Raw genomic sequence first — 14,870 nt, 5'->3', positions numbered from 1 at the left:
AACCGTGGAGTGAGAGTAGAAACAAAAGTCGGCGTAAGCTTATATTTTTATTCTGTGTCTCTATTAATATCATTCAAAAGAGCAATTGAATAGATCCAAAGCATATTCTATTTCGTAACATTCAATAACTTTTGACCAATTTTTTTGTTGCTTATGATCATATTTTACGATGGCAATTGCCCTTTATGTGCCAAAGAGATGCAATCTCTCAAACGCGCTGATAAAGAGAATAAAATTACCCTCGAAGACATTAATAAAGATGATTTTGAACAACGCTTTGCAAATATAAAGCGCTCAGATGCAATGGGTTATCTTCATGGTCAACGTGATAACGGTGAAATAATTTATGGCCTGGACGTGACGTTCGCTGCTTGGCAAGCTGTTGGAAAACATTCTTGGTTAAAAATATTACAATTACCAGTTATTCGCTCCTTAGCTGATGCAGGTTACTGGCTATTTGCAAAGTACCGAGTGCAAATAACGTCTTTGGTGTGTAAAACAAGTTGCAGGATTAAAGAATGAACCCAGTGTATATATTGTTTGGCTCAAGTAGTGGTATTGCTGATGCGTACATCAGCGAAATTTTACGCAATAATCCAGATGCAAAAATCATTTCTGTTAGCCGAAGCTCGATGAAAAGCGAGCATAGCCAAAAGACTGAACATTTCATCACGGACTACTCAAAACAAAGCTTATCTGAATTAACAGATAGTCTTAAAAACAGATCAATAGTGCCTCATCAAGTGGTTATTTTTAATGGCCAACTGCATTACAACAATGCTATGCCTGAAAAGAAACTAGAGGAATTAGACGCGTCGTATTTTAATTCACTCATTGACTCTAATACATTAACACCCATACTTTGCCTGCAGGCAATTGTGCCCTTATTAAGTCATAAAACACCGTGTACCATTACCGCCTTGAGTGCCAGAGTCGGCAGTATTTCTGATAACGGACTGGGTGGTTGGTATAGCTACCGAGCCTCCAAAGCTGCCTTAAATATGCTATTTAACACTGCCGCAATAGAACTTAAACGCCGTGCGAAGCAAACACGTTTAGTATTGTTTCATCCTGGTACAACAGATACTCATTTATCAAAGCCATTTCAAAAAAACGTTCCTGAAGGAAAACTGTTTACACCAGAGTTTGTTGCTTCTCAACTCTTTATGCTACTGCAGCACCCAGAAACACTCACCGAGATTGGCAAACCTGCTTACATTGACTGGCAAGGTCAACCTATTAACTGGTAAGGATCCACTATGCATATAACTAAAGCCGAAATTAATAACTTTGAAAAACATTACCGCACTCATTTGATTAATTCTTTATCGGGATACAAAAGCGCTAACCTTATTGGTACACAAGATAGCAATGGCAACACTAATCTTGCTATTGTAAGCTCAGTGATCCACTTAGGTGCACACCCTCCACTGGTGGGTATGATCATGCGCCCTCACAGTGTTCCTCGCCATACGTTTGAAAATATACTTGAAACGGGTGTGTTTACTATCAATCAAGTAAACAGCAATATTGTAGAGCAAGCCCATCAAACATCTGCACGGTATGACAAAGATGAATCTGAGTTTACCGCGACTGGGCTTACTCCTCAGTACTTGGCTGATTTTAAGGCGCCATTTGTAGAGCAAAGTCGACTAAAATACGCAGTTAAATTTGTAGAAAGCCAACACCTAAAGGTGAACGGTACTGAATTAGTGATAGGCGAAATTATGGATATACACGTTGACAACGTTGCTGTGATGGATGATGGTTTTCTAGACCTTGAAACCATCAATACGGTTGCAATAAGTGGTTTAGACAGTTACCACAAAACCCGTCATTTAATGCGTTTGCCGTACGCAAAGAAGCCAAAAGATTAATCTTCCCTAGGGGGGTGTCTGAAAATCAGGCCCCCTTTTTATTTAATAAAATAAATAACTAGCTGATATTAAAACACAACCAGCCAAAAGCCATGATAAGGCAAAGCCATGCCACATATAAATATTGCTGTACACATTGAGAGGGTTATTTTTATCAACGAGTAATGTGCACGATTTACCTTGCTTAAATCGTAAGAAAAGCGAATCACTGTAATCTACCATCACACTATATATATTGCCCTCAAACCAAAAACTCACCATCATGGTTTGTTGCTGCGCAAGCTCTAGCGACGATATGCGGTTATTAATCGCTACCGTGATATTATCAATCTCGCAGACACGCCAATGATGCTTACTCACTTTGCTTTTAAACCAACGTAACAAGGGTAAAAGGCCTGCACAAATAAAGCACACACCTAAGATTAATAACACACTGCTCATTCTTTTTTAGCCTTGTAAGGATTGATACACATGATTTGCGGCCACTAGGTCACTCAGCGCTGTGCCTACTGATTTAAATAATGTTATGTCCGTTTCGTTAAAGCGTGCATAACTATTTTGTTGCGCTAGTTGAGCAAGCTCAGCACACACGTTATCTTCGCTAAAACTGCCTTCTTTAATAGGGATTAGTAGCTCTCCAGCTTCAGCTAACACATTAGCACGGCTATCAACATACACTTTGCTACGGCTAATCGTTTGGCTGTCGCATTCACGGGCGTCACTATTGTGATTACCAATTAAGTCAACGTGAGTGCCACCTTTTAGCCAATTACCATCAAATAAAGGCACCGTGGACCCCGTTGCGCAACTTATAATATCCGCACTGTATATTGTTGCTTTATTACTTTGCCCAATGACAAACTCAATATCTTTGTATGCAGCTTGTAATTGTGCCTGCAAAGCCGTCACTTTTTGCACATTGCGCGCAATTAATGTTACACGCTTAATATTTCTAACCGTAAGGTGAGCGCGTATCATATACTCAGCTAAATTACCGCTGCCATAAAACACTAAATGGCGACTGTCCTCTCGTGAAAGATAGCGACTCGCTAACGCTGACACAGCGGCCGTTCGCCACAACGTAATCCGTGTACCATCCACTAATGCTAACGGCTCTCCATGCTGACGTGAAAACAACATAATTTTAGAGTACAAAGATTCATACCCTGACTGTGCATTATTAGGAAAATATGTAAACGCTTTTACCCCAATTACTTGTTCATTCCAGGCCGGTAAAACCGCAAACGCATCGTGATTACTATCATTTGTATCTAACTGATATAAACTGCGCTTTGGCATACCAAAATCGTGTGCAAACCCATTTTGCATCGCAGTTATTAGCGTATCAAAATTGAGTACATTATCTATTTGTGTTTTATCGATAATTTGCATATTAAGGTTCCAACTCAAATGGTTTTGGCGCATGAGTTAACACTTCAAACCCGTTAGCTGTTATTAAAATATCTTCTTCTAAACGTACACCGCCAAAATCTGGAATATAAATACCCGGTTCAATTGTAATTACATTACCCGTCTCAAGTACATGTGCGCAGTGACTATTAATAAATGGCTGCTCATGCAAAAACAAGCCTAATCCATGACCCAAACCTTGGCCCGAAAACGCCCCATAGCCTGAATCGTCAAGCACCTTTTGCGCAGCGTGTTGTAACTCAATACAATTGACACCCGGTTTGAGTAAATTAATGGCGGTTTGCTGTGCATTGGCCACCGTGTCGTATATTGTGCGTTGTTTTGTTGATGCCTCACCTAATACATAGCTTCTGGTCATATCTGAACGATAACCATTGATCACAGCGCCAAAATCTAATGTCACTGCATCACCTAGGTTAAGTGTTCGGCTGCTTGGGCTACCATGCGGAAGCGATGTACGCTCTGCAAACATTAAAATAGTCGCAAACGACATACCTTCTGAACCGAGTCGCTGCATTCTAAACTCAAGCTCGAGGGCTAAATCTCGCTCAGTGACGCCTTCTTTAAAATAAGGCAGCGTCTGAGCCAATGCCTCGTCTGCAATTGCCGCAGCCGCTTTGATTTGAGCAACTTCCCATTGGTTTTTTACCATTCTGAGCGACTCAACAAGTCCTTGAATCGGCAAAAGTGTATGCGTATGTAAATCTGCGGCGACTTGCTGCCAAAGCGCCACATTTATAAAAGCGGCATCAAAGCCAAGCTGGCTATTAACAGTTAAAAACCGCGCAGTGCACTGACCTAAGCTTTCGTTATCGCGATCTCTGCTGATCACCTCATAGCCTTCGCATTCATTTTGAGCACGCTCAAAGTAGCGATAGTCTGTAATCAAAACTTGCGTACTCTCTGTTATCAAAGCGTACGCCGCGTTACCACTAAATCCCGTTAAATAACGAATATTTTCATGCCCTAAGACCAAAAAAGCGCTCAGGTTTTGTTGCGCCATTTTTTGTTTAATTAATTGCTGGCGTTGTAAAAAATGATCGTTCATCGAAATATAAATCCTTGCTTTAAGGGATCACGGGGATCAATTAAAAATGTGTGTTTACCGGTTACATGCGCGCTGCCACTAACGCGCGGAATAATTGCCTGCATACCTTCAAACTCGCATGACTGCTTAAGTTCAACAGTAAACACAGAGCCTAAAATGCTTTCAATGCCAATGCGCTGATGCAACGATAAGCGACCTTTTGCATGCTCAAGCGCAGCGCGAGCACTCACGCCGGTGCCGGTTGGGCTGCGGTCAAGTTCACCTTGGGCAAAAATACATACGTGACGACTAAATACGTCCTTTTTGGTTTGCGAGTTGGAGTAAAAAATAACCCCGTATAAAAAGCTCAGCTCACTATCAACTGGGTGAGTGGGTTGGTATTGGCTATTCACTTGCTGCTTTATCGCTTTGCCAAGACTAATAATTTGCTCATGATTACTGGGTGTTAAATTTAAGTCGATAGTGTCTGCATCTACAAATGCATAATAAGCGCCACCAAATGCAATATCACACTCTAAAGTGCCAAACATTGGCAGTTCAATTGATAAGCCTACTTTTTCAACATAGCTGGCTACGTTGTCAAAATACACTTGTTCTAATTTATCCCCATTAAGCGTTACATAGGCTTTAATGAGCCCTGCGGGGGTGTCTATTCTAAGTTCGTTTACCCCTGGTTTAAATTCAAAAACGGCACAATCTTTAGCAGCTGTTGCTAATGCAATAATGGCGTGCCCACACATGGTACTGTAGCCTTCATTGTGTAAAAACAGTACACCAAAATGGCTGTCAGAACGCTCAGGGGCTGTAATAACAGCACCATACATATCTGCATGGCCTCTGGGTTCAAACATCAAGGCTTTTCGTAAGTCATCAAAACGTGCTAAACAATCGGCTCGCTTTTCTAATATTGTGTGACCTTTTAACTGTTCAAAGCCGTCAATAATAATACGTAGAGGCTCACCGCCCGTATGCATATCAAGAGTATGGATATGTAACCAATCTGGGTGCGGTTGCTGCCAATGAGAAAACAAAGTTGGGGTCATAATTGTCCTTTGTTATTTTTATATGCGATATACCTTTATTTTTTGTAGAGCAAATACCAATAACTCACTACAAAAAATGCCGAACAGTTGCCTGCCCGGCATCAAGACTGTGTTGCTCTTAACGAGAATGTGCTTAAACATTAACTCAACTTTAGCACTCACCTACACGGCGATGAGATACTGAAGATGAGTTCTTACAGCGTCTTACCAGGGGAAATTAAAACTCTATACGTGCGGTCAACGACACATAACGTGCACCTTGACGGCCCGTCACTAATCCATAATCAGGGTTAAGTTCTAAACCATTGTCACCATACTGAGCACGCTCTTCATTAATTGAAAGTGCGCTATCACTATCAAGCAAATTATAAACAGTGCCTTTTAACGTCATATCAGAGCCAAAAAAGTCAGTGTAATACGTTAGTGACATATCAATATTGGTCAGCCATGGTAAGTTACCTTTGCTACCGCGCGGTGCAGGGTTACCATTTTCATCATAGTGCGAGGCTTGACCGTAATATTTACTGATACATGCATCCCATGGGCTGCCAGCTTGGCAACTATCAACACCTTCTGGGTGAACAGAAAAATAACTCTTAGGACGGCCTGATGTTGTGCGTGCAACTAAACCTAAAGTAAGCGAATCAGTAATGTTGTAAGCGCCACTAAATTTAATCGCATGGCGGTGATCATTCGGCAGATTACCATAACCATGATCCATCAAATCGCCATAGTCATAAGAAGTTGTCCAACCTGGATCTGCTTGGTCATTGTCTGTTTTAACCAATCCTTCTGTATTCCCATAGCTGTGTGACCATGTGTATGAGCTGTTAATACGTAAATCATCAGTCACATTACCATCAAGGGTAAATTCAAGCGCAAGATACTTACGTTTTGCCTCTGGTAAAGCAAGCTCAGCAGCACTTAAATTCACATTATCAACTTGACCATCACCATCAAAGTCATATGACATTTGAATCGCTTCGCCTGGGTTATTCAACACATAGTAAGAGCCTTGCCCTACGTTATCAGTAATACCCATCTCTGCTAACTTTTTAGCTAAAACAGGGCCTACATCGGTATCTTCAACACTGCGGCCTAAATCACGGTAAATTGCTCGTACACCCGCTGACATCGTATCGAAAACTTCTTGTTGATAACCAAGGGTAAACTCATCGCTGTACATAGGTTTAAGTGATGATGATGCAATGAGACCCGGCTCTGTAATACCACGTTGACGCCAGCGTCTATCACGCAACATATCACCACGGCTCGGTGATCCATCAGCAAGTAAACTTGGTGCGCCATTGCTATCCAATTGGTCTAACTCAAAGTACTCAAACCACTCAACCGAGGCAGAACCTTGTGTGATATTCATGTTGGCCGATACAGGCTGAAAATAACGGCCGTAGGTTGCAAACACCTTCGCACTACCATCACCACTGATATCGTAAATTGCTTGTAAACGTGGCGCAATTTGATTATCAATATCAACAAACGCGCGACCATCTGTCACTGTGTTTTCAAATTCACTGTAACGCAGGCCCATATTTAGTACTAAGTTATCAGTTGCTTGCCACGAATCATTGATGTAAAAAGCTAACGATGAAACGTCAGAGTTAACATCACGAGTACGAATGCGTCGCTCAATAAAGTCCGTGCCCAGTGCTGCCCCAGAAATATCGTTTTCACCAGCTTTTTTAGCTGTCCACCAACCTTCTGCATCCCCTAAACCGTTTTGACCTGAATGAAATGCCACTTCTACATTAGTGTAATCGACACCAAATTGAATAGAGTGCATATCTAAATCCCAGCTAAAATCAATACGCGCCTGATCACGAGTATATTCTTCTTCACTAACTGACGAGTTAGTATGCTGGCTCAATGTAGTAAAACCGTCACGCTCATCCCACACACCCGGGTTAGGCGATGCCACAACATTTTCTACGTTTTCAGTTACACGACCAACAACCGCAGACACTGAGAATGTATCTGTCAAATAACCATTATAATTAATGCTGAATACATTACCGCCATCTTCGCCGGGTGCATCAACACCTTGCTGTGCACCAATAACATTATCTTGCCAGCTGTATGCATACGTTTTATCAGTCCAAGTACGCTTGTTATTCATTGCTGAAAAACCAACCGAGTGATCTTCGTTAATAAACCAATCTACTTTAGTAAACCAACGATCTTCGTCACGGGAAAAATCTGAATGCGTTGTTTGGCCCGCGCCTGTTGATTCTTCACGACGCGGCGCAAATAAACCATAGAAGAACAACGTATCTTCAATTAATGCACCACTGGCCCATAATTGCAGCTCTTTAAAGTCGTAACCACTTTGCTGTGTATTCGTACTGATCGTGCCATTTTCTTGAAAGATAGAGTCATGTTGACTACGTAAACTATCAGGATCCCAGCGTACTTCTGCGCCAAATTTAAAATCATTATCACCCGATTTAGATACAGCATTAACAATACCACCCAGTGCACCACCAAATTCAGGGCTCACACCACCTGTTTTAACTTGTGTTTGCGAAATCGCTTCCCATGGAAGGCGAATAGAACCAAGGCCTGTACGAATACTGGTTACGTTTAACCCATTAAAATAATAGCCGTTTTCAGCCGCAGAAGAACCACCAAAGCTCGAAGCGCCTTTAAAGCTTGAACCACCCGGTGCTGCCGTACCCGGAGCAAGTAATGCGATACTTTCAAACCCAGTGTTTACAGGCATTGCTTTAAGCTCTGCATCACTAAAGGTTAACCCTGATGTAGATGACGCCATATCAACACGACGAATTGCAGCGCCAGTAACAGCAATACGCTCCATGTCTGCGCCAGCTTTATAAAGCTGAACATCAAGAATAATTGATTGACCAATTGTTACCGCAACATTTTCTTCAACGAGTGTTTGGTAGCCATCTTTAACAATGGTTACGTCGTAGGTACCAACAGGTACATTACGTAACAAATAGTCACCATCTGCATTACTGGTAATGGTATACACCAAGCCTTTGCTTTTATGTTTTAATGTTATGGTTGCACCGATTAAGTCAGTGCCAGATTGAGCAACCACGTGGCCTTTCACTACACTGCTACCGTCAACCGCTTGCGCGGCGGGTGCCATCATTAATGCAGCAGTAACGGCTGATGCCAATAGCGTTTTAACGCCAAGTCCTCGAGTCTGTTTTTTATTATATGTAAACATTGAGTGTTCCTTAGATCCTGTTGATTTTTTATCGTCCAGCTAACCTCGACGCAAAAAATATACACTTATTACATATTGTATACAATATTAAATATACATTTATTTCACATATACTTAAAATTCATCAACCTTTAACAATGAAACTACAAGCTAATTAAACAAAATTTGAATGGGGGAAAAGTGAAATTATCTATAATTATCAGTGGTTAATATATATGTAGAAGTTAAAGGTAAGAGCAGAATGTCAGGCGAAAGTCGTTATTATTAAAGCAATAAAATAAAAGGTTAAAAAGAGTGCTAATTAAGCCTATGCTTAAAACCGATGCACAAAATGGGTGCTATGCAGCAAGTTTAAATTAGTAGAGGCTGTGTAAATCATCTGCTTGATCACATCATTCACGCTGTATTAGTTTTACACAAATCAGCTTTATGGCTTTAGAAAGTAAGTAAATTAGGCCGCCAAACAGCATTGAATGAATAGGAAAGAAAATATAGCCTAAAGCCGCTGTTGAAGACCCTGTAGCTGCTTTACCAATATCAAAATACATCACGGTGTGGAAAAGAACATGCAATAAGGTAGTGCCCAAAATCATATGAAACACACTCGATTTTAGAACACCTTTAAAATCCGTTTTATTATAAACAATCGCAACAAATACAATAGGCAAAATATTCCATGCCACAAATAAATTAGCATTCGCTCCCATTGCAATAAAGGTTAACAAAGACAACAGTAAAAAGACTATATTCATACAAATTATCACCTTACATTAAAGGAATTATTACCGAATCAATGATACTAGCAAAGCCACCGACTTGAACGCTGGTGACAGTGGCGTTATCTGACTCTATGGATGCTGTAATTATTGACGTACACCCCATTGCTCTACCTTGCTCAAAAATATATTCACTGCCCAAAGCTAAATGTTCTGTCAAATAACATGCAAGTGCCCCACTTGAGCTACCCGTAGCTGACTCTTCAGAGATACCAAATAATGGTGCAAAATTACGGCAACTCGCCGTTAGATTACTGCCAGCGCTGCAAAGCTCAAAAACATGAAAACCAACTACGTTATATTTTTTACAAAATGCAGCGATAAGCTCGTCATTTGGTTTTATGAGATCTAAATAACCATGAGGCACAGGAATAATCACATCGGGGAGACCGGTTGAAATAACCTCAATCGGTAACTGAGTGCTTTGCAATATACTACTTTCGATGCCAATAACCTGTGAGATTTCATGGTATGAAAAACACGCTAGCGTTTGTGGTAGTTGCTGCGCCATGATTACCTTACCACTTGGTTCAATAATCACAAATAATATGCCCACTTTGGTGCGTTGAGTATAAGTGCCAGCAGTAAGTATGCCCTTTTGGTACAAAGTAGAAAAAGCAGCTAACGTTGCGTGCCCACAAAAATCAACTTCATCTGTTGTTGTAAAAAAAGAAACTTCAAAATCAGCGTCGTTATCACTGGACACAAATGCTGTCTCCGAGTAACCCACAGCGTGTGCAATTTTTAACTTTTGCGCATCCGTCAGTCCATCAGCATTTAAAACCACACCTGCAGGATTGCCACCTTGTCCGTTTACTGTAAATGAGTTAACCAAAATAACCTCAATGTTCACTCACTTCTCCTTTATTACAAAGCAATTATGCAGCGCGTTTTAATTCAGTGATTTTGACATTAAACCATAACTGACTTCCTATTTAGGTTCAATAATTAAGGTGTTGCTATGCAAAGTATGACTCTACTTTTAATGTTGTTTTAACTCCTGATTAATTGGGCTTTTGTGGTGCGGAGTTATTTTACTCAGTGCATTGCAGCGTATCTAACGGTTTACAATAAAAATGACAGAACACGTACTATTGATCATGCGCTTTAGTTTGAGCTCGTAAGTTCAACTTATTCATCCCTTTTTCATGCACTAGCACTTTGTAAGATTAAAGAAATTTTTTGACCATAATGAAGCCTTACTACTTATTAAGCTGCCTTGGATTTATATAAATTTTAACCACAGTAATTAGTTTATTTTTAATCCAGCCTTGCCGAAAGTATTTTAACTGATACAATCAATTTGTATAATGTATACAATATGTATTTATAAGAGGAAAGATAATGCAAACGAACAGTAAAGATTGGCGATATACCGTAATGCCTGCTGTATTTACATGGCTAAAAGAGTCAGAGTCTGGCGCCCTTGAAATAGACCTTGATACAACAAAAAAATACGCTGCAGATATTTTAAAAGTGCAAGGAAAAGGTGGCACCCGCATGGGTGGACTTGTCGGCTCTGGCACATTGGGTGAGAACAGCTACCTAAGCAATGAGCAACGCCTTTCTTTACTAAATGCCCTTTCAAGTGTGGCTAAAGAATACAATGTGCCATTAATCAGTGGCGCTGCTGCAGAAACTAAAGAAGAGCTTGCCGAAATCGTTAAAGAACTCGCAACAGTTGGTGTAGATACTGTTATGGTGATGCCGCCTAAGACTAAAGAAACCCCTTCTGATGAGCAAATGTATGCGTATTACGCGCTTAGTGCAACAGCTGCAAAAGAAGCAGGTATTACAATAATGCCTTATAACAATCCTGACGCAGCGGGCTATCATGCGCTTTCAACGAGCCTTCTCACTCGGCTTGCAGCTCTACCTGAAGTCACGGCACTTAAAATATCGACAATTGATGTATCAGTTATTGAAACCATGATGCTAGAAAACAAAGAGTTAAAAGTGCTAGCTGGAGTCGACACTGTTACTGTTCATGCAGGGCTTGCTGGTGCATGCGGTGGAATTACTGGCGTGGGCTGTATATTCCCCAAAGCGAGTGTCACTATGCAAGAGCACGTTAACAAAGGCGAATGGGAAGAGGCAAACAAAATATCACAGGCTATGAATTCTCTATCTTACCTTGATGCACAACCGCTGCTGTTGGAATATCTTAAGTTTGCGTTTGGCATTCATCATAATGATGTAACTGGCGGGCTTCGTACTTTTGGTAAAAAGTTAACTCAACAGCAAATTGATGACGTGCACACGCGATACGCTTTAGCAAAAGAAAGGTTAGAGGCGCTGGGTTTAATAGACTGATTATTTTAAGTACTCGCAAACAAAAGCGCCGTCATCACGGCGTTTTACCCAAACCGGCCACATTGATAAAGTGAAAACTTATATGTGTGTTATGGGATATTAAATTAATCTAAAGACTCAGAAACAGCTACCTCAGCATCAATAATAGCTCTGTGGGCCTTTAAACCGGCATCACTAGAGTAAAAATCTGCTGCAAGCTTTAACTCTTCTGCTGTTAATAGTGAGAGAAGTTGAGTTTTAAAAACAACCTTAGCTGCATTTACATTAATAGGATCGGTCATTACTTTTGATGGAATAGATTCAATAAAAACTCGTTTTTGACTTTCAGGTAAGTCTCTCAGCGTTTCTGAAAATAATTGCTCGGGACTGATGTTTATTTCACCGCCGAATGAGCTTAATATTTCTTCCATTCCAAGCGCAATGTAAAGCCGCTCAAACTCTTCATTTGCATCAAGTTTAGGCGTCGAAGAACATGCATACAAGGTCAATGTCATTAATATTAAAATAGCTTTTCTCATTATCATCCTCAACTTCACATAAAATACAGCGGTATTGAACAAGCCCGTTGCTTCACTCGTTTTTTGTTTTTATAGGTTAAACTCTTTTTTTTATGATTTATTCAAGCTTTACACGATGGATTAACCGTCAAAAAACCGCCCTTAATTTATTAAATAATCACTGCTACGCTCATTAGTCACCGCCGCCACCGCCGCCGTCTCCCCCACCAAAACCTCCACCATCGCCTCCGTCACTGTAGTATGAAGTTCCAAAAAGTGCCCCTAAAATACCCACTCCAGATACTGAAGAAATTGTGCTGTTCATTGAATCGATTGATTCGTTCTCAGGCGTATTAGCCTTATAGGTAGCCGGTTCGCAATACATTAAATATGCGTAATGAATATGACGCCTATTAAAACCCATTTCATCTACCGTTTTATCAACTTGCCCTTTTGTGTATGTTGCACTTGCGCCATACCTTTTAGCTAATGCAGGGCGAAGTTTGTATTTATACTTTCGAACTGTCGACTTTTTACCAAACATGAATGTATCTCCTTTACTTTAAACGCTATGTTGAGCGCAATCACGGTTATTGAAAATAACACATTAGCTGACTTTCACTCACTCTTTTAATAACATGGCTATTGCCATATAACGTACTTACTGTTTAAAAGCGTGTATTTTTACTGCAAATTAAACTCTCTGTTCGTCATTGAGAAAAAATAAAATGATTAATTCCGCTGCACTAATAGATGCTAGCTGCAACAACAGCCCAAACATTATTCCTATTCCTGCTTGCGCATCCGGCTCAATACCAAACAACAAAAAAGGTACTAACAGCAGTGTTAGTACCGCAGGAATACTTCTTATAATCGTAAGTTTGGTGTTTCGATAATTATTAGCATTTGACAGATAAAACAACACTGCATAAGGCGATAGCAGCAAATAAAAGCCCACTTCACTTGGACCCCAATACTTCAAAGCGATAGAAACAAAAGATAATAAAGCTAATGCTTTAATTGGGAGGTAAACGTTTTTATAATTCATGACTTTCCTTAGTAATTAACTATGCCACTACACTCTTTAATTACTTGTAAGCTATTTATTGACTACCAAACTTTCTCTAGCTATGGGCTCTCCATGTAAGATAACCGTTTCTATACTATTCCACGATTCTATAGAATCTAAAGGATTTGTTTTAAGCAGTAGAAGATTCGCAATTTTACCAACTTCTACCGTACCGTAATTATTTTCAATTTTGAATTGTTTAGCATTATTAATGGTTGCCGCCGCCATTACGTCTTCAAGCGATAGCCCTGCGCTAACCATCGCTTTCATTTCTTGATAGGTTGTCAGTCCTGGTTGATTAGCAAAACTAGGGCTTCCAGGGAAATCCGATGCCAATAAAATAGGATGGTCAGCGCCTCTTAGGTATTGAATAACTTTATTACCTTTTCCTATTCGCCCATATAAAAATGCATCTGAAATTGATTGGTCAGGCATTCCATCAAAGCCAATTCGAAGCTCTTCTTTGAACCATTGCGCTTCAGTGGTTTTATACCAATCAATAAGTGACTTAGGAGTAATAGATGAAAATTCAGGAGAATTAACAATAGTAGGGAGCATGACTTCACCTAAGCCAGCAATCACTCTTTGTGTTGGCATATAACCTACTTCGTCATTAATTATTTTATCTAGCGTGTTAGCTATTTCTTTAGGTATATTTTGCTCGCGATTATATTGCCCCCAATTCCACATACCATGAGCGATAACGTCAACAACTGCTGCAAGTGCTAATTGCTGCATATCTAGGGCATTAGCATGCGCAACTATCAGCAAATTAGACTTTTTAGCCGCTAATTTAATGCGTTTTAGTGTATTAGCTGAAAGTGTTGCCCATTGATTAGCATTACCATAACCGTCTTCAAAATAAAGCTTTATACACGAAGCACCTGAATCGGCAATTTTACCGATTAATCTTTCTACTGAATTTTCTGCGCTCGCTTGTGCACTTTCATCAATTAAATAAGTAAACATTGATCTTGATAGATCGTCTGTTTTCTCTACATATGGAAAAGTGTTTTTTGATGTTAATACTTCACAGCGAAAATAATCAGGATGATGAGGCGCCGACGTAAAATAATTGAAACTCACTCCCGGATTTGGATCAAGTATTTGTGTAACCCCATAATATAAAAAGCTTCTTGGCTGTTGTTTAAAATAAGCATTGACGAGTTTTGGATTTTTAATCGCCACTGGCTCAACGCCAAATCCCATTCCCGGGATTGACGATACGTGTGCATGACTATCCATAAGACCTGGCGTTAAAAATTTACCTAAACCATTTATTTTAAGATCGTAGGATGTAATCTTTTTTTTAGTTATTTCGGTAATTCGTCCATCACTTATTAATACATTCATCTGCATTTTGGGAGCTTGCAAGTGAGATGAAACGATAGTGACATTCTCTATTAGAACGTTGCTCTGTGCTAATGAGGCAAAAGAAAATAATGAAACTGAGAGTAATAATACTTTAAACATGATACTTCCATGTGAAATTAATTAAATAGCTAACGAGCCTGTAGGTTAACTCGTTAAAATTTATTTTTATTGATGAATCAACCATAGCCGAGTTCCTATTTTGATTCAATCAGTTATCGCTATTTCACGTAA

The 14,870-nt window shown here is 39.9% G+C and carries 15 protein-coding genes; 4 read left to right on the top strand and 11 right to left on the bottom strand.

The features are described from left to right. The first annotated feature begins 153 nt into the window (after positions 1-153). Genes ACFI4Z_RS05710 through ACFI4Z_RS05700 form a run of 3 tightly spaced genes read left to right on the top strand, consistent with a single transcriptional unit; the run spans position 154 to position 1,877 of the window. A complete protein-coding gene (locus ACFI4Z_RS05710) occupies positions 154-522 on the top strand; it encodes a thiol-disulfide oxidoreductase DCC family protein (RefSeq protein WP_462669732.1) in 369 nt (122 codons plus the stop codon). Then, positions 519-1,250 (top strand): SDR family NAD(P)-dependent oxidoreductase, encoded by a 732-nt coding sequence (locus ACFI4Z_RS05705; protein WP_462669731.1) that lies wholly within the window; start codon positions 519-521, stop codon positions 1,248-1,250. The genes ACFI4Z_RS05710 and ACFI4Z_RS05705 overlap by 4 nt, the downstream gene beginning before the upstream one ends. 9 nt (positions 1,251-1,259) lie before the next feature. After that, a complete protein-coding gene (locus ACFI4Z_RS05700) occupies positions 1,260-1,877 on the top strand; it encodes a flavin reductase family protein (RefSeq protein ID WP_462669730.1) in 618 nt (205 codons plus the stop codon). 42 nt (positions 1,878-1,919) lie between these two features. On the opposite strand, the gene ACFI4Z_RS05695 is transcribed toward ACFI4Z_RS05700, so the two are convergent. The 7 genes from ACFI4Z_RS05695 to ACFI4Z_RS05665 all read right to left on the bottom strand — a co-directional run bounded on the left by ACFI4Z_RS05695 (position 1,920) and on the right by ACFI4Z_RS05665 (position 10,239). Next, the gene (locus tag ACFI4Z_RS05695; protein ID WP_462669729.1) at positions 1,920-2,318 is read right to left on the bottom strand and encodes a hypothetical protein; all 399 of its coding nucleotides are present in this window, start codon (positions 2,316-2,318) and stop codon (positions 1,920-1,922) included. Positions 2,319-2,324: 6 nt separating this feature from the next. Continuing rightward, the gene (gene lhpI / locus ACFI4Z_RS05690) at positions 2,325-3,269 is read right to left on the bottom strand and encodes a bifunctional Delta(1)-pyrroline-2-carboxylate/Delta(1)-piperideine-2-carboxylate reductase (RefSeq protein ID WP_462669728.1); all 945 of its coding nucleotides are present in this window, start codon (positions 3,267-3,269) and stop codon (positions 2,325-2,327) included. Between the two features lies 1 nt (position 3,270). Continuing rightward, entirely contained in the window at positions 3,271-4,356 is a 1,086-nt protein-coding gene (locus ACFI4Z_RS05685; RefSeq protein WP_462669727.1) for a M24 family metallopeptidase, read from the bottom strand. Next, positions 4,353-5,399 carry a proline racemase family protein gene (locus ACFI4Z_RS05680; protein ID WP_462669726.1) on the bottom strand — a complete coding sequence of 349 codons (1,047 nt, stop codon included), beginning with the start codon at positions 5,397-5,399 and terminating at the stop codon, positions 4,353-4,355. The genes ACFI4Z_RS05685 and ACFI4Z_RS05680 overlap by 4 nt, the downstream gene beginning before the upstream one ends. A gap of 217 nt (positions 5,400-5,616) precedes the next feature. Further along, positions 5,617-8,610 (bottom strand): TonB-dependent receptor, encoded by a 2,994-nt coding sequence (locus tag ACFI4Z_RS05675; protein ID WP_462669725.1) that lies wholly within the window; start codon positions 8,608-8,610, stop codon positions 5,617-5,619. Between the two features lie 392 nt (positions 8,611-9,002). Continuing rightward, on the bottom strand, positions 9,003-9,362 hold the full coding sequence (locus ACFI4Z_RS05670) for a hypothetical protein (protein ID WP_462669724.1): 360 nt from the start codon (positions 9,360-9,362) through the stop codon (positions 9,003-9,005). Positions 9,363-9,375: 13 nt separating this feature from the next. After that, positions 9,376-10,239, bottom strand: coding sequence for a PhzF family phenazine biosynthesis protein (locus ACFI4Z_RS05665; RefSeq protein WP_462669723.1), 864 nt, complete (start codon positions 10,237-10,239; stop codon positions 9,376-9,378). Positions 10,240-10,730: 491 nt separating this feature from the next. Between ACFI4Z_RS05665 and ACFI4Z_RS05660 the strand changes: the two genes are divergently transcribed. Then, on the top strand, positions 10,731-11,699 hold the full coding sequence (locus tag ACFI4Z_RS05660) for a dihydrodipicolinate synthase family protein (protein WP_462669722.1): 969 nt from the start codon (positions 10,731-10,733) through the stop codon (positions 11,697-11,699). Positions 11,700-11,803: 104 nt separating this feature from the next. Here the strand turns inward: ACFI4Z_RS05660 and ACFI4Z_RS05655 are convergent, their stop codons facing one another. The 4 genes from ACFI4Z_RS05655 to ACFI4Z_RS05640 form a co-directional block, all read right to left on the bottom strand. Beyond that, positions 11,804-12,217 (bottom strand): hypothetical protein, encoded by a 414-nt coding sequence (locus ACFI4Z_RS05655; protein ID WP_462669721.1) that lies wholly within the window; start codon positions 12,215-12,217, stop codon positions 11,804-11,806. A gap of 172 nt (positions 12,218-12,389) precedes the next feature. Continuing rightward, positions 12,390-12,740: a DUF6559 family protein gene (locus ACFI4Z_RS05650; protein ID WP_462669720.1), complete on the bottom strand. Its 351-nt coding sequence runs from the start codon at positions 12,738-12,740 to the stop codon at positions 12,390-12,392. 150 nt (positions 12,741-12,890) lie between these two features. Next, positions 12,891-13,244, bottom strand: coding sequence for a hypothetical protein (locus ACFI4Z_RS05645; RefSeq protein WP_462669719.1), 354 nt, complete (start codon positions 13,242-13,244; stop codon positions 12,891-12,893). A 51-nt stretch (positions 13,245-13,295) separates the two neighbouring features. Then, complete coding sequence (locus ACFI4Z_RS05640) at positions 13,296-14,738, bottom strand: amidohydrolase family protein (RefSeq protein ID WP_462669718.1); 1,443 nt, start codon at positions 14,736-14,738, stop codon at positions 13,296-13,298. Positions 14,739-14,870: the final 132 nt, after the last annotated feature.

The sequence above is a fragment of the Pseudoalteromonas sp. RWi3 genome, from assembly GCF_054960735.1.
This window is presented reverse-complemented; position numbering and strand designations above follow the sequence as displayed.